Source organism: Sphingomonas sp. AC449 (genome assembly GCF_979253475.1).
This window is the reverse complement of record NZ_CEEDCZ010000001.1, coordinates 155,925-174,825: the sequence shown is the minus strand read 5'-3', so window position 1 is coordinate 174,825 and position 18,901 is coordinate 155,925. Positions and strand designations below refer to the sequence as shown.

The following is an 18,901-nucleotide window of genomic DNA, read 5'->3' as shown; positions in this document are numbered from 1 at the left end:
CGGCGGCGGGCCAAGGTCGGGGCGGCATGGCTCCGTCCTGTCAACGAGGGTGGCGGTGTTCCTGCTCGTCCGCCGTCATCCTCGCTGCTGCCGTCCCCGTCACGGCCGGCAGGGGCCCGTCTAGGGCATCGCCCGCTTCAGGAAGGCCACGCTGTCGGCCAGCACCGGCGCCTTGCCCCGGAACGGCTTCGAGAGTGCCATCGCGACGTTTTCATGGCTCAGGCCGGGATAATCGACATGCGTCACCGGTGCGCCGAGCGTCTTCAGCCGCGCGGCGAGGTTGATCGCGTTGTGCGGCTTCACCTGCGTGTCGTCGCCCGCGCTCACCAGCAGCATCGGCGGCGCATGCGCCCGCGCAAAGTGGATCGGCTGGGTCATCACCGGGTCCGCCGCGCCCTGCATCGCATCGATCGCGCGCTTGGCGGTGAAGGGGTAGAAATCATACGGCCCGCACAGCCCGACCGCGGCCTTGATGATGTGCGGGTCGACACCCTCCGCCCTCAGCCAGCGCTCGTCGAGCGTCAGCATCGCGACCGTGTACGCTCCCGCGGAATGGCCCGCGACCGCGATCCGGTTCGGGTCGCCGCCGGACTGCGCGATATGGTCGCGCGTCCACTTTATCGCCTCGGCACCGTCCTGGAGGAAGGCGGGGAAGCGCACGTCGGGGACCTTGCGGTAGTCGGGCATCACGACGACGTAGCCCGCCTTCGCATAGGCGCGCGCAGCAAAGGCATAGTCGCTGCGCGATCCGTGCACCCACCCGCCGCCATACCAGAAGACGAGCACCGGCAGCCCCGTCTTGACGCCCCCCGACGGCCGCCACACGTCGAGCTTCTGGCCGTGCGTGCCGAACGGCACCCCCTCGCGCACCCGCGCGGTCCCGCGCCCGCCGCCCATCACGCCGTCCAGCACGCTGAGCGTGCCGGGACCCGCGCTGAACGCCGCACCCGCGATCAGGATGACGATCAGCGCCAGGACGATGGCGGCGCGTTTCATCAGGCGGTGTAGCGCGCCGTCGTCTTCGCCGCGACCTCATCCGCAGTGACGCCCGGCGCGAGTTCCATCAGCTTGAACGGCGACCCATGGTCGGCGCGCTGGAACACCGCCAGATCGGTGACGATCATGTCGACGACGTTCTTGCCCGTCAGCGGCAGCGAACAGGTCGGGATGAACTTCGGCGTGCCATCCTTGGCGGTGTGATCCATCACGACGATGATCTGCTTGACGCCCGCGACGAGATCCATCGCGCCGCCCATGCCCTTGATCATCTTGCCCGGGATCATCCAGTTGGCGATGTCGCCGTCTTCGCTGACCTCCATCGCGCCGAGCACGGTCAGGTCGATATGCCCGCCGCGGATCATCGCGAAGCTGTCCGACGAGCTGAAATATACCGACGAGGGCAGTTCGCTGATCGTCTGCTTGCCCGCATTGATCAGGTCGGCATCCTCCTCACCCGCGAACGGGAACGGGCCGATCCCGAGCATCCCGTTTTCCGACTGGAGCGTGACGGTCATGCCGTCGGGGATGTTGTTCGCGACAAGCGTCGGGATGCCGATGCCGAGATTGACGTAATAGCCGTCCTTCAGTTCCTTGGCGGCACGCGCGGCCATCTGGTTGCGATCCCACGGCATCAGTTGAGCGTTCCTTCCTGGATGGTAGTAATGGTCGTGACCTGGTCGCGCAGCTCCGCGCTGACGCCGTCGACGATCGCCTGCAACGCGGCGTCCTCGGCGATGTCCCAGGTGGCCGCATAGGCGCGCGCGGCGTGGCGGATCGTGTCGGCGAGAAGATAGCCGAACACCGTCGGATTCTCGAGCACCCCCGCATCGATCAGCACGTTGCTGCCCGCATTGTTGGTGATCCAGATCCGCGCCACCTCGAGCGATTCGCCGGTCAGCGCGGCGCCTGCGTCGAGCTTGATCGCATTGGGATGGTCGGTCATCACTGGACTCCCTGTGTCGGCGCCCAGTGGATCGCGGGCGGAAAGACCTCGTCGCGCGTGCCTTTCAGCGCGGTGCCGTAGACGGGGTTGGGCAGCACGAACCACCCCGCCCCCCATTTCGCGGCGAGCGCGGGCGACTGGACGACGGCACGACGCGCCGCGGGAGTCTGCCCTACGTTGAACAGATCGCTGAAATCGCCGAGCTGATCGCCGCCCATCGCGACGACGCAGTATTTCGCGGCGATCGTCGCGCGGCGGCCATCCTTCTTCGACCCCATCGCGTCGTCGCCGGCGAGGAACAGCGTTTCGCCGTGGCGCGCGGGGCCAAGGCCGGCGGCGTCGATCGCCGCCTGCGTCTGCGCGGCGTTGGCGGCGGAACGGTTGGAGTTGAACACGACCGTGACGCCCATCGCGCGGAGCTGCGTCAGCGCCGCACGCGCGCCGGGGACGGGCGCGACCTGCTTGATACCGGTGCGCTCCCACGCCTGCCAGCGGCTATCGGACCAGGGCTGGCCGGATGCCGCGTCATATTCGAAGCCGAGGTTGAGCAGGACCGTTTCGTCGACGTCGAACACCGCGGCTTTCGGCTTGCCGCCGCACGCGGTCCAGCTCGGCGCGGCAAGCGTCGCGCTCGGCGCGAGCACGACCGACACCGGCGAGCGCTGCGCACGGACATAGCCGACGAGCGCGTTCCACGCCTGGATGCTGACCGCGGCAGCCTCGCCCGAGGCATAAAGATACTGCATCCCCGCGGGGACACCGTCGACGGTGACGGGCACGGCTGCGGTCGGTGCAGGCGCGATCGAGGTCGGCGCGGACACGCTGACGCACCCTTGCAGGGCGAGTGCCCCTGCGAACGCGGGGGCCCAAGCTATCCGCTGGAACGCCCGCGGCCCTGCGCTCCCGCGGGCGCGGGAGAACGGCGCCGATGTCACGCCGAGACCCGCTCGCGGACAGTGCGGAATTCGATCTTCTTGTCGTAGGGCGCACCGACGATCATCCGCTTCACGTAGATTCCCGGCAGATGGATCGTGTCGGGATCGAGGCTGCCGACAGGGACGATCTCTTCGACCTCGGCGACGCAGATCTTGCCCGCAGTCGCCATCGGCTGGTTGAAGTTGCGCGCAGTCTTGCGGAAGATCAGGTTACCGCTCTCGTCCGCCTTCCAGCCCTTGATGATGCTCAGGTCCGCGCGGATGCCGCGTTCGAGGATATAGTCCTGCCCGTCGAAATTCTTCACCTCCTTGCCCTCCGCCACCAACGTGCCGACGCCGGTCTTGGTATAAAAGCCGGGGATGCCCGCGCCGCCCGCGCGGCAGCGCTCGGCGAGCGTCCCCTGCGGACAGAACTCGACCTCGAGCTCGCCGCTCAGATATTGCCGCTCGAACTCCTTGTTCTCCCCGACATAGGACGAGATCATCTTCTTCACCTGGCGCGAGCGGAGCAGCTTGCCGAGCCCCTGCCCGTCGATCCCGGCATTGTTGCTGGCGATCGTCAGATCCTTGACCCCCGACGCCTCGATCGCGTCGATCAGCCGCTCGGGGATGCCGCACAACCCGAACCCGCCCGCACAGATCGTCATGCCGTCGAAGAGCACGCCTTCAAGTGCCGTTGCCGCATCGGTGTAGCGCTTGTTCGCCATGCATCCTCCTCTGGTCTTTGCCATCGCATAAAGCGCGAGGCGGGCGACGGCAACGCCTCGACTTCGCGCGGATCGCGCGGTTAGGGTGCGAGCAGGAGATTGTTATGACCAAGCGTACCGGCGGCCGCATCCTCGTTGATCAACTCGTCGCGCAAGGGTGCGACCGGATCTTCACCGTGCCGGGCGAGAGCTTTCTCGCGGTCCTCGATGCGCTCCACGATACGCCTGCGATCGAGACGGTGGTGTGCCGGCAGGAGGGCGGCGTCGCGTTCATGGCGTGCGCGGATGGCACGCTGACGCACCGGCCCGGCGTCGCGTTCGTGACGCGCGGGCCGGGTGCGACCAATGCGTCGATCGGCGTGCATGTCGCGATGCAGGATTCGCAGCCGATGATCCTGTTCGTCGGCGATATCGACCGCGGCACGCGCGACCGCGAGGCGTTCCAGGAGATCGATTTCCAGGCGATGTTCGGGGCCGTCGCGAAATGGTCAGCGCGGATCGACGATGCGCGCCGCATCCCCGAATATGTCGCGCGCGCCTATGCGACCGCGCTGTCGGGGCGGCCGGGGCCGGTGGTGCTCGCGCTCCCCGAGGACATGCTGCTCGACGTGGTGGACGCGGTGGATCGGCCGCGCGTCGAGCGCGTCGCGCAAGGCTGCGACACCGATACGATGGACCTGCTCGCCGACCTGATGACCACCGCCGAGCGGCCCGTCGCGATCGTCGGTGGTGCAGGCTGGGACGTCGCCGCGTCGGGCGCGTTTTCGACCTGGGCGGATCGCAACGGCATTCCGGTCGCCGCAGCGTTCCGGCGGCAGGATTCGATCCCGAACGATTGCCCCGTCTGGGCGGGCAATCTGGGCTATGGCCCCAATCCCAGGCTGGTCGATCGGGTGAAGGCGGCGGATCTGCTGCTCGTCGTCGGTCCGCGGCTGGGCGAGGCGACGACCGATGGCTATTCGCTGGTCACGCCCGATCACCCGGGGCAGCGGCTGATCCACGTCCATCCCGATCCGGACGAGCTGAACCGCGCCTACCGCGCAGACGTTGCCGTATGTGCAGGCATGGCGGAGTTCGCCGAGGCGTTGCTCGCGGTCGACCTGCCGCCGCGGACCGCCGGGCAGGAGGCGCATGCCGAGTGGCTCGACTGGTCGACGCCGCGCCCGCGCGATCTCGCGATGGACCTGGGGCCGTGCGTGACCGCGATGCGCGAGCGGCTGCCCGCCGATGCGATCATCTGCAACGGCGCGGGGAATTATTCGGGCTGGTGGCATCGCTACTGGGCCTATGCCGGACCGGGGACGCAGCTCGCGCCGACCGCCGGGGCGATGGGGTATGGCGTCCCGGCGGCGGTCGCCGCATCGCTGCGGCATCCCGAGCGGACGGTCGTCGCGCTGGCGGGTGATGGCTGTTTCCTAATGAACGGACAGGAGCTGGCGACCGCGGTTGCGCACGGCGCGGACATGCTGGTGCTGATCGTCGACAATGGTGGCTACGGCACGATCCGGATGCATCAGGAGCGGGAGTATCCGGGGCGGGTGTCAGGGACGGCGCTGCGCAATCCGGACTTCGCGGCGCTCGGGCGCGCTTATGGGTGCTGGGCGGAGACGGTGACGCAGACGGGCGATTTCGTCGCTGCGCTCGACCGCGCGATGGCGCGCGGCGGAGTGCGGTTGCTGCATCTGGTGACAGACATCGAAGCGATTACCGCGGGCACGACGCTGACGAAAGTGCGCGGGGCGGCGTGATGCTTGGTCGGTGATGACGCCACTACCGCACTGAAAGCCCCACCCCGGCGAAGGCCGGGGCCCAATTGGGGGACGGCAGTAACGACGCACGGCCCTCCGCTACGCTGGCCTTGCCAATTGGGCCCCGGCCTTCGCCGGGGTGGTGCTGATGATGGTGCCACCATTTACCCTCACCGTTCCCCCGCGAAGGCGGGGGCCCAGGGTACCGGGCGCTATCAGTACTTAGCTGGGCCCCCGCGTCCGCGGGGGAACAGCCAGTTGTTGCGAGCGATACTGGCGAAGGTGCGCGGGCAGCGTGAACCGCGTTCACTTACGACGCCTCCATCACCCAGGCCCCACCCCGGCGGAGGCCGGGGCCCAGTTGGGGGACAGCAGTAACGGCGGACGATCCTCCGTTACGTCGGCCTTCCCACCTGGGCCCCGGCCGTCGCCGGGGTGGTGGTGATGCTGGTGCCGGCATTCACCCTCACTGCTCCCCCGCGAAGGCGGGGGCCCAGGATAGCGGGGGCTATCGGTACTTAGCTGGGCCCCCGCGTCCGCGGGGGAACGGCACGGAGAAGGGAGCCGGTAAACCGGTAAGCCCCTCAGCCCCTCAGCCCCTCAGCCCGCCAGCGCGGCCCGCACCGCGGCCACCGCGTCCGCCGCCTTGGCGCCATCGGGACCGCCGCCCTGCGCCATGTCGGGACGGCCGCCACCGCCCTGCCCGCCGAGCGTCGCGACCGCGATCTTCAGCAGGTCGACCGCGTTGCGGGTGCCGACCAGATCCGCGGTCACGCCGACCGCGACCGAAGCGCGACCATCGTTGATGGCGACGAGCATCGCGATCCCCGACCCCAGCCGCTGCTTGGCCTCGTCGACCGCGCCGCGCAGGCCCTTCGGCTCGAAATCGTTCAGCACCTGGCCGATGAACGCCACGCCGCCGACCTCTTCGGGGCCCGCCGCCTCACCGCCGCCGCCGCCACCGAGCGCCAGTGCCTTCTTCGCATCGGCGAGCTCGCGCTCGAGACGCCGGCGATCCTCGATCAGCGCCGCGACGCGCGCGGGCACTTCGTCGGGGGTCGATTTCAACGCCGCCGCCGCCTCGCGCAGGCGATCGTCGCGCCCGGTCAGATAGGCGCGCGCAGCCTCGCCGGTCAGCGCCTCGACGCGACGCACGCCGCTAGACACCGCACCCTCGCCGACGACCTTGAACAGCCCGATATCGCCAAGCGCGGTGACGTGCGTGCCGCCGCACAGCTCGATCGAATAGGTGCCCTCGTCGGTCGATCCCATCGATACGACGCGGACCTCGTCACCATATTTCTCGCCGAACAGCGCCATCGCGCCCATCGCGATCGCGTCGTCGGGGGTCATCAGCAGCGTGGTGACCGCGCCGTTGCCGCGGACCTGCGCGTTCACGTCGGCCTCGACCTGCGCGATGTCGGCGGGCGTCATCGCGACCGGCTGCGAGAAGTCGAAGCGAAGGCGATCGGGCGCGACGAGGCTCCCCTTCTGCGCGACATGCTTGCCGAGGCGTTCACGCAAGGCCTCGTGCAGCAGATGCGTCGCGGAGTGGTTGGCGCGAATCTGCGCACGGCGCGCGACGTCGATCTGGAGCTTGACGGACTCGCCGACCTTGATGCCGCCCGCATCGACGATCGCGTGATGGACGAACACGCGGCCGAGCTGCTTCGACGTCTCGGTGACGGTCGCGCGCAGGCCGGTGTCGGTCGAGATGTGCCCGGCATCGCCGACCTGCCCGCCGCTCTCGCCGTAGAAGGGCGTCTGGTTGACGACGATCGACACCGTATCACCCGTCGTCGCATGGTCGACACGCGCGCCGTCCTTGACCAACGCGACCACCTCGCCCTCGCCGGTGTCCGAGGCATAGCCAAGGAATTCGGTGCCGCCGCTCTGCTCGACGATGTCGAACCAGATATCGTCCGAGGCCTTGGCGCCAGAACCCTTCCACGCGGCCCGCGCCGCGCGCTTCTGCTCGGCCATCGCGGTGTCGAAGCCCTCGCGGTCGACCGCCAGCCCGCGTTCGCGCAGCGCGTCCTCGGTCAGGTCGTAGGGGAAGCCATAGGTGTCGTAGAGCTTGAACGCGACGTCACCCGCCAGCGTCCCCTCGGTCATGTCCGCGGTCGCCTCGTCGAGCAGCTTCAGCCCCTTGTCGAGCGTCTGGCGGAACCGCGTCTCCTCCTGCTGCAGCGTCGCCTCGATCAGCGGCTGCGCCCGGAACAGCTCGGGATAGGCCGCGCCCATCTCGGTGACGAGCGACGGCACCAGCCGGTGCATCAGCGGCTCCTTCGCGCCGAGGATATGCGCGTGGCGCATCGCGCGACGCATGATCCGGCGCAGGACATAGCCGCGGCCTTCGTTCGCGGGCAGCACGCCGTCCGCCACCAGGAAGCCCGCGGTGCGCAGATGATCCGCGATCACGCGGTGGCTGGCGGTGTTCGCGCCGTCGGTCGCGGTATGCGTCAGCGCGCCGGAGGCTGCGATCAGCGCCTTGAACGTGTCGGTGTCGTAATTGTCGGTGACGCCCTGCATGACTGCGGCGATCCGCTCGAGCCCCATGCCGGTGTCGATCGAGGGCTTGGGCAAATTGCCGACGATCTCGGCGTTTTCCTGCTCATATTGCATGAACACGAGGTTCCATATCTCGACGAAGCGATCGCCGTCCTCGTCGGGGCTGCCGGGAGGGCCGCCGGGGATGTGATCGCCGTGGTCGTAGAAGATCTCCGAGCAAGGCCCGCACGGCCCGTTGTCGCCCATCGACCAGAAATTGTCCTTGGTCGGGATGCGGATGATGCGGTGCTCGGGGAGGCCCGCGATCTTCTTCCAGAGGTCGAACGCCTCGTCGTCGGTGTGATAGACGGTCGCGGTCAGTCTGTCCGGCGAGAGGCCCCATTCCTTGGTCAGCAGCGTCCAGGCGTGCGTGATCGCCTGTTCCTTGAAATACTGGCCGAACGAGAAATTGCCGAGCATTTCGAAGAAGGTGTGATGCCGCGCGGTATAGCCGACATTGTCGAGATCGTTATGCTTGCCGCCCGCGCGGACGCACTTCTGCGACGAGGTCGCGGTCGTGTAGGGGCGTGATTCGAGGCCCGTGAACACGTTTTTGAACGGCACCATCCCGGCATTGACGAACATCAGCGTCGGGTCGTTCTGCGGCACGAGCGGCGCAGAGGGCACGATCTGGTGCCCCTGCGAACCGAAATAGTCGAGGAAGCCGCGGCGGATGTCGTTCGTCGATGTCATGCCGCCGACTTAGGCGAGCAACGGGGTTCGCTCAAGTGACCGCGTTACGCGGATTGAGGCAGTGCCGCCGCGAGCCAGTCATCCGCGTGCAGCCCGTAGATCAGGCTGTCGCGCAGCCCCATATGCGTCTCCCATTCGCCGCGCAGCAGCCGTTCGCGCCGAAACCCCAGCCGTTCGAGCAGCAGGATCGACGCGCTGTTCTCGCTGTCGGCATCGGCGAACACGCGGTGCTGTCCCTCGGCGAACAGCTGGTCTAGCACCGAAGACACCGCTTCGCTGGCAAGGCCGCGACCCCAGTGCGCGCGCGCGAGGATGAAGCCGATCTCGGTCACCCCCTGCCCGCGCATCCGCCCGCCCGAGACCCAGCCGATCGCGCGGTCGTCGCCGTGCCGCGTGATCGCCCACGCGCGCCAGTTCACGTCGGCGGCATCCTCGAGCAGATAGGCGCGCGTCGCCTCGATCGACGTGAGCGGGCCATCCGCCGAATAGGTCATCAGCTCGGCATCGGCGAGCGTCGGATGCAGCGCGACCGCATCCGCCTGTACCAACGGCCGCAACCGCAGGCGCGGAGTCACCAGCACCGGATGGGGTAGTGCGCGACGCCTCAAGCGATCAGGGCGTCGACGAGCGCACGCACTTTCTTCTGACGCCACTGCGGCAGCGGCGCGACGAGCCAATAGCCCCCGCGCGACGGCTGCGCATCGCCGATCAACCGGACCGTGCCGGCGTCGAGCGCGCGGCGGGCGAGCAGTTCGGGCACGGTCGCTCGACCCAGTCCCGCCGCCGCCGCATCGATCGCGAGTCCCGCATCGCCGACGCGAACGAGCGCGGTGGCATCTCCCGCAGCTGGATCGATAACAGGCGCGCCGGGCCAGGCGATGATCGCCTCGGACACGCTGCCGGTCGCCGCAATCGTGACGAGCCCTTCCGATTCGAGCGCCTCGCCCTCATTCTCGCCCGGACCATCGCCCCAGCGGATCGCGAGGTCGAGATTGGCTTCGGTAAAATCGACCGTCTCGTCCGCGGTGATCAGCACGAAACGCAGGTCGGGGTCCCCGGCCGCGATCTCGGCGAGCCGCGGCATCAGCCATTTCTCGGTCAGGTCGCGCGGTGCGGCGATCGTCAGCGACTTGGACGTCTGCCCCGCCTGCATCGCGCGAACCGCCTCCTCGAACTGGAGAAAGCCGTTGCGCAACGGTCCGAGACCCGCCTCGGCCTCGGGGGTCAGTTCGAGCCCGCGCGTCGTCCGCCGGAACAGCACGACGCCGAGCGTATCCTCGAGCGCGCGGATCTGCTGCCCGACCGCGGCGGGGGTGACCGCCAGCTCGTCGGCGGCGCGCGTGAACGACAGATGTCGTGCCGCCGCATCGAGCACGCGCAGCCCGTTGAGCGGCAGATGCGTCCGCTTCACGACGTCACCGCAGGTGCGCTGAGCGAGAAGTTCGGGATCGCCACGTCGAATACCGCGCCCGTGTCGTCGACCATCCGGTACGAACCCTGCATCGCGCCGGTGGGCGTCGCGAGCGGGCAACCCGAGACATAATCGAAGCTCGCGCCCGGCTCGATCAGCGGCTGTTCGCCGACAACGCCCTCGCCCTCGACGCTGTGCCGCGCGCCACGTCCATCGGTGATGATCCAGTGCCGGGTGAGCAGCTGGACCGCCCCCGGGCCGTCATTCTCGAGCCGGATGTGATAGGCCCAGAACCAGCGGCCGCGCTGTGGCTCGGACTGTTCGGGCAGATAGCTGACCGAAACGCGCACCGTTACCCCGCGCGTGGTCGCCGCGTTGGGGAACAGCGCCTTCACAGTCCGACCCGGCCCAACGCGCGATCGAGGTCGTCGATCACGTCGCGGACGTCCTCGAGCCCGACGTTCAGCCTGAGCAGCCCCTCGGTCACGCCCATCTCGGCCTGCTTGTCGGGCGAGACGCTGGCATGCGTGGTCGAGGCGGGGTGAGTCATCAGCGACCGCGAATCACCGATATTGTTCGAGATATCGACCAGTTCCAGCGCATCGAGCAGCCCGTGCGCCTGTTCGCGTCCCTCGACCTCGAACGCGAAGATCGGGCCGCACGCGTCCATCTGGGTCATCGCGAGTTCGTGCTGCGGATGGCTGGCGAGGCCCGGGTGAAGGATACGCGGCACGCGCGCTTCGAGAAACGCCCCGACCTTTAGTGCATTCTCCGACTGGCGGCGGATACGCAGGTCGAGCGTCTCGAGCCCCTTGAGCACCACCCAGGCGTTGAACGGCGACAGCGTCGGCCCGGTGTTGCGCGTGAAGGGCAGCAAGGTGTTCGTGATAAAATCCTCGGTCCCGCACACCGCACCCGCAAGCACGCGCCCCTGCCCGTCCATCATCTTGGTCGCGCTATAGGCGATAACGTCCGCACCGAATTCCATCGGCCGCTGCAACGCCGGCGTCGCGAACGCATTGTCGACGACGGTCGTGATCCCGCGTTCGCGTGCGATCGCGCACACCGCCTTGAGGTCGACGATGTCCATCGTCGGGTTGGCGGGTGTCTCGAAGAAGAACACCTTGGTCTCGGGGCGCACCGCGTCGAGAAACGCCTGCGGATCGCGTGCGTCGACGATCGTCGTGGCGATCCCGAACTTGGGCAGCAGCGTGTCGGTCAGCCAGCGGCACGATCCGAACGCCGCGCGCCCACCGACGAGGTGATCGCCCGCCTGCAGCTGGCACAGCAACGCCGCGGTCATCGCCGCCATGCCCGTCGCCATCGACCGGCACGCCTCGGCCCCCTCGAGCAATGCGATCCGCTCCTCGAGCATCTGCACCGTCGGGTTCTGGAGCCGGGAATAGGTCATCCCGTCCTGCTCGCCGGCAAAACGCGCGGCGGCGTCGCCGGCCTTGTCGTAGCAATAGCCCGACGTCAGGAACAACGCCTCGGACGTTTCGCCATATTCGCTGCGGGCGGTGCCGCCGCGAATGGCCTGCGTCTGCGGACGCCAATTCTGGGTGATCGAACGATCCTGGCCGGTCTTGCGCTTCATGGCGACGCTTTGCCGGGGGCGGGCGGTGATGACAACCCCTGCGGAGGGTCGATCGCGCTAGTAACGCCCCCAGGTAAACTTGGATGACAAGGCGTAATTCCAGACGGCACCGACCAGCACGCCGACGAGCGCCGACGCGGCCCACGCATCGTTGCGCATGTCGTGCAGGAATGCCGCGATCCCGACATTGGCGACGGCGCCGACCGAACAGATCACCGCGAACGACACCCAGCCATCCGCGAGCTGCCGCCAGCCCTTCAGCCGCCGGTCGCGATAGGTCAGCGCGTTGTTGAGGAAGAAGTTCATCGTGAGCGCGGCGAGCGTCGCGATGATCTGCCCGACGAGAAACGACGTGCCGAGCCCGATGAACACCGCGGTCAGCACCGCCATGTGGATACCCACCCCGAACACCCCGATCGCGGAGAACATCGCGAACCGGACGGGGACGAACCGCCCGAACATCCGGTCGTAGAGCGCGATGAGATATTCCATCGCGACGACGTGATCGAGCTTGCTCTCGCCCTCTGTCCGGACACGGAACGTGTAGGGGAGCTCGGCGAAGCGCAGCGGGTGTGGGCTGGCGGTCAGCAGGTCGAGCAGGATCTTGAAGCCGATTGCCGACAGCGACGGCGCAAGCGAACGCACGACCTCGGTGCGGATCGCGAAGAAGCCGCTCATCGGATCGCTGAGATCGGCCTTCAGCACGCGGCGCGACAGGCGCGTCGCAAGCGCGGATTTCGCGACGCGGTCGCGGTCCCAGTCGCCCGTCCCGCCGCCACTGACAAAGCGCGAGCCGATCACGACGTCGTGCTCGCCCGCCTGCAGCAGGTCGAGCATCGCCGGCAGCAGCGTCTCGTCATGCTGGAGATCGCCGTCGATCACCGCGACGACCGGCGCCGCGGTCGCGCACATCCCCTCGATACATGCCGAGGACAGGCCGCGGCGACCGATCCGCTGGATCACGCGCACCCGCGTATCGATCCGCCCGAGCTCACGCGCGGCATCCGCGGTACCGTCGGGACTGTCGTCGTCGACGAAGATCGCCTCCCAGCGGCGCCCCGCCAGCGCCTGGTCGAGCTTGGCGATCAGCGTCGGGACGTTGGCCTTCTCGTTGAACGTGGGGATGACCACCGCCAGTTCGAGCAAGGCGGGGACGTCCGACACGTCGAGCAAAGCGGGAATCATCCGAGCGCTGCGATCACCGCATCGCCCATCGCGCGCGTCGTCATCGATCCGCCGAGATCGGGCGTCCGCGCGCCGCCGAGGATCGCCGCGGCGACCGCCGCCTCGATCCGGTCGGCAGGGTCTGGCAGATCGAGCGAATGGCGGAGCATCATTGCCGCGGAGAGGATCGCCGCACAGGGATTCGCCTTGCCCTGCCCCGCAATGTCCGGCGCGCTGCCGTGGATCGGCTCATAGAGCCCGCGGCCGGTACCATCGAGCGCGGCGGAGGGGAGCATGCCGATCGACCCCGCGCACATCGACGCCTGGTCGGACAGAATGTCGCCGAACAGATTGCCCGTGACGACGACGTCGAACTGGCCGGGATCGCGCACCAGCTGCATCGCCGCATTGTCGACATACATGTGGCTGAGCGCGACGTCGGGATAGTCCGCCGATACCTCGATCACGACGTCGCGCCACAGCTGCGAGGTTTCGAGGACGTTGGCCTTGTCGACCGACAGAAGCTTGCTCTTGCGGGTACGCGCAGTCTCGAACCCGACGCGCGCGATCCGGGCGATCTCCGCCTCGTCGTAACGCATCTCGTCATGGCCTTCACGCAGGCCCCCGTCGGTCGTCCGGATACCCTTGGCGCCGAAATACACGTCGCCGGTCAGCTCGCGGACGATCACCATGTCGATCGTGCGTGCGATCTCCGGGCGCAGCGACGACGCATCCTCGAGCCCCGCGAACAGCTTGGCCGGACGCAGGTTTGCGAACAGCCCCAGTTCCTTGCGCAACCCCAGGATCGCCTGTTCGGGGCGCAGGTGACGCTCGAGCCGATCGCAATCGGGGTCGCCGACCGCACCGAACAACACCGCATCCGCGCGGCGCGCGAGCGCCAGCGTCTCAGGGGGCAGCGGATGACCCGCGGCCTTGTACGCGGCACCCCCGACGAGCGCCTCTTCGAAGGTCAGATCGAGGCCGAGCCGGTCGAGCACGCGTCGCGCCTCCGCCGTCACTTCGGGTCCGATGCCGTCGCCGGCCAGTATCGCGATCAGGGGCATGTGCGTTCCTCCGCCGCCGCCCTTGCCGGGCAAGCCGCGCTCACGCAACCGCCCTTTTGAGCCGATCGACAAGGCGGCCGCGCGCCGCGAGCGGTTCGGCACGGCGCTCGACAAGGATATCGCGCGTCAGGAAATGCTCGGTCAGACGCAGCCCGTCGAAGATGTCGGGCCATCCCGCCTCGCCGCCGGTGACGAGAAACGCGGGCAGCGGGAGCAGCTTGGCCTCGTACCCGTGCGCCGCGCCGCGCGATACCGCCGCCCCGCTGCGGGGGCTGACGAACGCGAGATCCTCGACCGCGCCGCTCGCGACGCACCGGTCGAGATCGAGACCGAAGCCGAGCTCCGCCAGCACGAGCAATTCATACCGCACGAGCGCCGCTGCCCAGCCGCGCGCGGTCGGCGCCGCCTCGATGGCCCCGAGCACCCCGTCGAGCGCATCGTGGATATGCGGATAGGGCTGCGCCTCGGGGAGCGCGACCGCCGCGAGCGCCGTCGCCCATTCGAGCGCGCCCGCCGCGAGCGGTTCGCCGTGCAGCGTCGCGCGGCTGTGGATCAGTTCCGCGGTCAGCGCGGCAAGCTGCTCGCCGGTCCGCGCGCGCCATTCGCCCTGGATCACGTTGGCTGCCATGAACACCGGCCGCATCGCCCGCGACCGCCCGCCGCGGACATAGCCCGGCTGCACGCCGTCCTCGCGCGTCAACGCGCGCACGATCGCGCCATGCTCGCCGTGCTGGCGAACGGCGACGACGATGGCGGACGCACGAAGATGCATGCGCCATCCTTACGCGTCCCGCACAGCAAGGGGGAGTACGGAATAGGAGAACAGGCACAGCGGCCACATCTCCCGATCACGATCGGGAGGCACAGCCGATCATCACCGCCGTACCGCGCGCAGCGCCCGCGCCAGCCGCGGGTGGGATAACGTCCGCTTCGCCCAGCCGGCCGCCCCGTCGAACGCGCCCAGCGACGCGATGATCGTGCGGTTCGCCAGCGTCGGCCGCAACAACAACAGGTCGACGCACGCCGTTCCCCCGGTCGCGAACTGCCGTTTGTGCTGCCCTTCCCCCTCGGTGAAGTCGAACCGGGCGAAACGATCCGCAAACAGCGCGCGCATCGCCTCGACCTGCAGCACCGCACCCGGCGACAGCGCGTTACATGCCGGGTCGTGGCCGACATGATCGTAGCGCAGCGTGTCTCCATCCGCGCTGCAGCACAGATAGGCGACCGGCCTGTCCTCAACGAACAACAGCCAGGCGCGCAACCGGTCCTCCGCGGCGAGCGCCTGGAAACGGTCCATCGCCACGGTGCCGTCGGGCAGCCCCGACCCCAGCAGCGCCTCCTGATATGTCGTCGCCGACACGGCGCGTGCGAGCGGATGAAAAATCGCGAACTCGGCTGCGGTGCGATAGGCGCGAACGTCGAGCGTGCCGCCCGACAGCGCCGCCAGCTTCTTCGTCTTGCGCTTCAACCCCGACCGCGCACTGCCCGACAGCGTCGCGAGCCATGCCTCCGCGCCGATCGTCAGGTCGGTATGATAGCGCACATAACGCTGCCGCACGAAGGTGAGCAGCCCGCCCGCCCGGATCGCCCCGATCCGCGACACGGGCAGCGAGGTGATCGCATAGCCTTGCGCATCCGCGGGCAGCGGCGCGAGCGAGACCGGACAGTCCCTCAGGACGTCGTCGAGCGACAGCGCGACCCGGACGAGCCGCCTCGGGATCGCCGCCACCGTCCGCGCACCGATCTGGAATTTCAGCTGTATTGAAGCGGTCGAAGCCACCGCCGGGGCCGCAGCGGTCATCAGCCCGCGCGTTCTTCGACCCAGTTCGACCAGAGCTGCTCCGCCTGACGCAGCCCCCGGCGAATCGGATCGCGCGCGAGCGGCCGGTCGTCCTGTCCCAGCGCCAGCGGCGGTCGATCCCCGAAATGGCAGGTCGGCAGCGCGTCGCGCATCGCATCGAGCGTGGCGCAGAGCGCTTCGAACCGGCGGACATGCACGGCGTTCGCGCGGTTGCCCTGCCGATTCGCGAGCTCGAAACCATGGCTGACGATCGTCACCGCGACATGCCCCGCCGCGACCGCATGCTCGAGCGCGCGGCGACTTTCCCCCGACGACAGCGCGCAAAGCTGCAGCGTCCGCAACCGCCCCGGCGTATCCTCGACGACGGTCACGGGAATTTCCACCAGCCCCGTGCCCGCGAGGCGTAGCGGCACGATGGGGGCAATCTGGCGCTTGGGCAGCATGATGTGGCTCGATCCGAACACCGCGCCGTTATGGCTGCTGTCATAGGCGAAGCCGAGTTCGGCAAGCGCATCCAGCGTGAGATCATTCGCGGCATAGCTGCCCGCGCGAAACGCGATCGGGTGCGGTGCGCCGGCCGCGACCAGCAGCTCCGTGGCGCGGACGATCAGCGCGCGTTGCGTCGCGCGGTCATGGTCGGACAGATCGAAACGGCCATGCCCGCGACCGCCGTCGCCTGCGACCGCATCGGTCCATGCCGGATGGAGATGCAGCTGCACCTCCTGCCCCGCATCGCGGATCGTCGAGACCATCCGCCGGATCGGCTCGATCCCGTACAGGAGCGCAGGCATCGGATCGACGAAGAAGCACGCCTTCAGATCATGGCGCGCCAGCTCGGCCAGTTGATAGCCAAGCCCGACGCCGGCGGGTTCGAGCGACCGTGCATAAATCTCCTCGACGTCCAGCCCCGCGGCATGATGCCGCCAGGCGAACTCGGTATCGATCGTCAGGAACGCGGCCGTGGTCACTAATCACGTGTAGCAATATATGATGAAGATTAAGTTGCTAGTTTCGTCCAAACGCCGCGTTGCTGTCGCACTTGGGCGGATTGCCGTGGGGATGACAGCATCATTCACCGGGAATGATAGAAGTCGTACACCTGTTGCGCGACCCCCGCCGAGACGCCCGGCGCCTGTTGCAGATCCTGCAGGCTCGCATTGCGGACCGCGCGGCCGGTGCCGAAATGCATCAGCAGCGCCTTTTTCCGCGCGGGGCCGATGCCGGGGACCTCGTCGAGCGGGCTCGCGCCGATCGCCTTGCTGCGCTTGTCGCGGTGGACGCCGATCGCGAAGCGGTGGACCTCGTCGCGCAAGCGCTGGAGATAGAACAGCACCGGCGCGTTGACGGGGAGCTGGAACTCGCGGCCGTCGAGCATATGGAACACCTCGCGCCCGTCGCGGCCATGCTGCGGCCCCTTGGCGATCCCGACGAGGCATACGTCCTCGACGCCGATCTCCTCAAGCGCGGCCTTGACCGTGTTGAGCTGCCCCTTGCCGCCGTCGATCAGCACCAGGTCCGGCCATTCGCCCGAATCGCGATCGGGATCCTCGGCCTGCGCACGGGCGAAGCGCCGCGTGAAGACCTCGCGCATCATCCCGAAATCGTCGCCCGGGATGGTCTCCTTGTTCTTGATGTTGAACTTTCGATACTGGCCCTTGCGGAAGCCCTCGGGGCCAGCGACCACCATCGCGCCGGTCGCGGCGGTGCCCTGGATATGGCTGTTGTCGTAGATCTCGATCCGCTGCGGCGGCTCGGCGAGATCGAACAGGTCGGCGACCTCGCGCAGCAGCTTCGCCTGAGTCGTCGACTCCGCCTGGCGCCGCTCGATCGCCTCGATCGCGTTGCGCTTGGCCTGATCCATCAGCCGGCGGCGATCGCCGCGCTGCGGGACCTGAAGCGCGACCTTGTAGCCCGCGCGCTCGCCCAGCGCCTCGACTAGCAGCGCACCCTCGGGCAGCTCGCGGTCGAGCAGGATCTGGCGGGCGGGCGGCACGTCCTCGTAGAACTGGCCGAGAAAGCTGGTGAGCACCTCGTCCTCGGGCACGTCGTTGGTGTGCTGCGGGAAGAAGCTGCGATGCCCCCAATTCTGGCCGCCGCGGATGAAGAACGCCTGGATGCCGATCAGCCCGTCCTTGCACGCCATCGCGAAGATGTCCGCGTCGCCCACCCCTTCCGCGTTGATCGCCTGCGTACCCTGAATGAACGTCAGCGCCTTCAACCGGTCGCGCAGCAACGCGGCGAGTTCGAAGTCCATGTTTTCGGCCGCGGCCTGCATCTGCGCGCCGAGCTTGGCCTGCACGCCGGTCGACTTGCCCGCGAGGAAGCTCTTCGCGTCGTCGACCAGCTCCTTGTACGCGCCCTCGTCGATCCGGCCGACGCACGGCGCGGAGCAGCGCTTGATCTGGTAGAGCAGGCATGGCCGGTCGCGCGTCTTGAAGAAGCTGTCGGTGCACGATCGCAGCAGGAACAGCTTCTGGAGCGCGTTGAGCGTGTTGTTGACCGATCCTGCGCTGGCAAACGGGCCGTAGTAATTGCCCTTCGCGCGCCGGGCGCCGCGGTGCTTCTGGACGCGCGGAAAATCATGATCGTCGCGCAGCAGGATGAAGGGGAAGCTCTTATCGTCGCGCAGCAACACGTTGTACGCGGGGCGATAGCGCTTGATGAGCTGCGATTCGAGCAGCAGCGCCTCGGCCTCGTTGTTGGTCGTGACGATCGTCATCGACCGCGTCTGCGACACCATCCGCTGGAGGCGTTTGGTCAGCCGCTGGACCTGGACGTAGTTGGCGACGCGATTGCGAAGCGCGCGCGCCTTGCCGACATAGAGCACGTCGCCACGCGCATCCTGCATGCGGTAGACGCCGGGCCGGATCGGCAGCGTCTCGAGCACGTTGCGGATCGCCGCAACGCCTGCGGCAAGATCGGGCGCTTCACCGCCACCGCGCACGGCGAACGTGGATTTGTCTTCGTTGAACCGGTCGGGGGAATTGGGGGAGGACATCGCTGTGGAATCTAGGGAGTGCGAGGGGGTTATGCCAGCCGAAGCCAGTGATGGTCACGCGAAGGCGCGACGAGAAGGAGTTTGGTTCACGCGGAGACGCGGAGCCGCGGAGAGAAGATTAGGGTGGCGATGGTCGCCCAAAATCGCCGAAGGCTCGCATCAGCCCGCGACTGGGTGGTACGTCAGCCGAAAGCGCAACACCTCCGCGTCTCCGCGTCTCCGCGTGAACCATTCTTCTCTTCGCGCCTTCGCGCCTTCGCGTGAATCAGGCTTCTTCATGCCCTGCGGGCC

The 18,901-nt window shown here is 68.2% G+C and carries 17 protein-coding genes; 1 reads left to right on the top strand and 16 read right to left on the bottom strand.

Annotation, left to right across the window (positions count from 1 at the left end; translation table 11 throughout):
• Nucleotides 1-120: 120 nt before the first annotated feature.
• The 5 genes from AC0CH3_RS00845 to AC0CH3_RS00825 form a co-directional block, all read right to left on the bottom strand.
• A complete protein-coding gene (locus tag AC0CH3_RS00845) occupies nt 121-996 on the bottom strand; it encodes an alpha/beta hydrolase (RefSeq protein ID WP_354301384.1) in 876 nt (291 codons plus the stop codon).
• Entirely contained in the window at nt 996-1,631 is a 636-nt protein-coding gene (locus AC0CH3_RS00840) for a 3-oxoacid CoA-transferase subunit B (protein ID WP_354301382.1), read from the bottom strand. Before AC0CH3_RS00840 ends, AC0CH3_RS00845 begins: the two co-directional genes overlap by 1 nt.
• Nucleotides 1,631-1,942 carry a DUF5076 domain-containing protein gene (locus AC0CH3_RS00835; protein ID WP_354301380.1) on the bottom strand — a complete coding sequence of 104 codons (312 nt, stop codon included), beginning with the start codon at nt 1,940-1,942 and terminating at the stop codon, nt 1,631-1,633. Before AC0CH3_RS00835 ends, AC0CH3_RS00840 begins: the two co-directional genes overlap by 1 nt.
• On the bottom strand, nt 1,942-2,763 hold the full coding sequence (locus AC0CH3_RS00830) for an HAD family acid phosphatase (RefSeq protein WP_457326161.1): 822 nt from the start codon (nt 2,761-2,763) through the stop codon (nt 1,942-1,944). Before AC0CH3_RS00830 ends, AC0CH3_RS00835 begins: the two co-directional genes overlap by 1 nt.
• Before the next feature lie 110 nt (nt 2,764-2,873).
• Nucleotides 2,874-3,584: a CoA transferase subunit A gene (locus AC0CH3_RS00825; RefSeq protein ID WP_333994449.1), complete on the bottom strand. Its 711-nt coding sequence runs from the start codon at nt 3,582-3,584 to the stop codon at nt 2,874-2,876.
• A 104-nt stretch (nt 3,585-3,688) separates the two neighbouring features.
• On the opposite strand from AC0CH3_RS00825, the gene AC0CH3_RS00820 reads away from it, so the two are divergent.
• The gene (locus AC0CH3_RS00820; protein ID WP_354301378.1) at nt 3,689-5,332 is read left to right on the top strand and encodes a thiamine pyrophosphate-binding protein; all 1,644 of its coding nucleotides are present in this window, start codon (nt 3,689-3,691) and stop codon (nt 5,330-5,332) included.
• 600 nt (nt 5,333-5,932) lie between these two features.
• Here the strand turns inward: AC0CH3_RS00820 and alaS are convergent.
• The 11 genes from alaS to uvrC all read right to left on the bottom strand — a co-directional run bounded on the left by alaS (nt 5,933) and on the right by uvrC (nt 18,610).
• Nucleotides 5,933-8,575: an alanine--tRNA ligase gene (gene alaS / locus AC0CH3_RS00815; protein WP_354301376.1), complete on the bottom strand. Its 2,643-nt coding sequence runs from the start codon at nt 8,573-8,575 to the stop codon at nt 5,933-5,935.
• A gap of 44 nt (nt 8,576-8,619) precedes the next feature.
• Complete coding sequence (locus AC0CH3_RS00810; RefSeq protein ID WP_354301375.1) at nt 8,620-9,150, bottom strand: GNAT family N-acetyltransferase; 531 nt, start codon at nt 9,148-9,150, stop codon at nt 8,620-8,622.
• 29 nt (nt 9,151-9,179) lie between these two features.
• Entirely contained in the window at nt 9,180-9,986 is an 807-nt protein-coding gene (locus AC0CH3_RS00805) for a LysR family transcriptional regulator (RefSeq protein WP_354301373.1), read from the bottom strand.
• The gene (gene apaG / locus AC0CH3_RS00800) at nt 9,983-10,381 is read right to left on the bottom strand and encodes a Co2+/Mg2+ efflux protein ApaG (protein WP_056016288.1); all 399 of its coding nucleotides are present in this window, start codon (nt 10,379-10,381) and stop codon (nt 9,983-9,985) included. The genes AC0CH3_RS00805 and apaG overlap by 4 nt, the downstream gene beginning before the upstream one ends.
• Entirely contained in the window at nt 10,378-11,583 is a 1,206-nt protein-coding gene (locus tag AC0CH3_RS00795; protein WP_354301371.1) for a trans-sulfuration enzyme family protein, read from the bottom strand. Before AC0CH3_RS00795 ends, apaG begins: the two co-directional genes overlap by 4 nt.
• Nucleotides 11,584-11,640: 57 nt before the next feature.
• Complete coding sequence (locus tag AC0CH3_RS00790) at nt 11,641-12,768, bottom strand: glycosyltransferase family 2 protein (protein ID WP_354301369.1); 1,128 nt, start codon at nt 12,766-12,768, stop codon at nt 11,641-11,643.
• Complete coding sequence (gene leuB, locus AC0CH3_RS00785) at nt 12,765-13,811, bottom strand: 3-isopropylmalate dehydrogenase (protein WP_354301367.1); 1,047 nt, start codon at nt 13,809-13,811, stop codon at nt 12,765-12,767. Before leuB ends, AC0CH3_RS00790 begins: the two co-directional genes overlap by 4 nt.
• 40 nt (nt 13,812-13,851) lie before the next feature.
• Nucleotides 13,852-14,583: a DNA repair protein RecO gene (gene recO, locus AC0CH3_RS00780; protein WP_354301365.1), complete on the bottom strand. Its 732-nt coding sequence runs from the start codon at nt 14,581-14,583 to the stop codon at nt 13,852-13,854.
• 102 nt (nt 14,584-14,685) lie between these two features.
• Entirely contained in the window at nt 14,686-15,612 is a 927-nt protein-coding gene (locus tag AC0CH3_RS00775; RefSeq protein ID WP_354301363.1) for a GNAT family N-acetyltransferase, read from the bottom strand.
• The gene (locus AC0CH3_RS00770; protein ID WP_354301361.1) at nt 15,612-16,580 is read right to left on the bottom strand and encodes a polysaccharide deacetylase family protein; all 969 of its coding nucleotides are present in this window, start codon (nt 16,578-16,580) and stop codon (nt 15,612-15,614) included. The genes AC0CH3_RS00775 and AC0CH3_RS00770 overlap by 1 nt, the downstream gene beginning before the upstream one ends.
• A 104-nt stretch (nt 16,581-16,684) precedes the next feature.
• The gene (uvrC, locus tag AC0CH3_RS00765; RefSeq protein ID WP_465237459.1) at nt 16,685-18,610 is read right to left on the bottom strand and encodes an excinuclease ABC subunit UvrC; all 1,926 of its coding nucleotides are present in this window, start codon (nt 18,608-18,610) and stop codon (nt 16,685-16,687) included.
• Between the last annotated feature and the right edge of the window lie 291 nt (nt 18,611-18,901).

What these genes read in the sequence shown, in the direction of transcription:
- AC0CH3_RS00835 (WP_354301380.1), bottom strand. Translation starts at nt 1,942, where the DNA reads ATGACCGACCATCCCAATGCGATCAAGCTCGACGCAGGCGCCGCGCTG.
- leuB (WP_354301367.1), bottom strand. Translation starts at nt 13,811, where the DNA reads ATGCCCCTGATCGCGATACTGGCCGGCGACGGCATCGGACCCGAAGTG.
- AC0CH3_RS00795 (WP_354301371.1), bottom strand. Translation starts at nt 11,583, where the DNA reads ATGAAGCGCAAGACCGGCCAGGATCGTTCGATCACCCAGAATTGGCGT.
- AC0CH3_RS00840 (WP_354301382.1), bottom strand. Translation starts at nt 1,631, where the DNA reads ATGCCGTGGGATCGCAACCAGATGGCCGCGCGTGCCGCCAAGGAACTG.
- recO (WP_354301365.1), bottom strand. Translation starts at nt 14,583, where the DNA reads ATGCATCTTCGTGCGTCCGCCATCGTCGTCGCCGTTCGCCAGCACGGC.
- AC0CH3_RS00820 (WP_354301378.1), top strand. Translation starts at nt 3,689, where the DNA reads ATGACCAAGCGTACCGGCGGCCGCATCCTCGTTGATCAACTCGTCGCG.
- AC0CH3_RS00825 (WP_333994449.1), bottom strand. Translation starts at nt 3,584, where the DNA reads ATGGCGAACAAGCGCTACACCGATGCGGCAACGGCACTTGAAGGCGTG.
- AC0CH3_RS00845 (WP_354301384.1), bottom strand. Translation starts at nt 996, where the DNA reads ATGAAACGCGCCGCCATCGTCCTGGCGCTGATCGTCATCCTGATCGCG.
- alaS (WP_354301376.1), bottom strand. Translation starts at nt 8,575, where the DNA reads ATGACATCGACGAACGACATCCGCCGCGGCTTCCTCGACTATTTCGGT.
- AC0CH3_RS00790 (WP_354301369.1), bottom strand. Translation starts at nt 12,768, where the DNA reads ATGATTCCCGCTTTGCTCGACGTGTCGGACGTCCCCGCCTTGCTCGAA.
- AC0CH3_RS00775 (WP_354301363.1), bottom strand. Translation starts at nt 15,612, where the DNA reads ATGACCGCTGCGGCCCCGGCGGTGGCTTCGACCGCTTCAATACAGCTG.
- uvrC (WP_465237459.1), bottom strand. Translation starts at nt 18,610, where the DNA reads ATGTCCTCCCCCAATTCCCCCGACCGGTTCAACGAAGACAAATCCACG.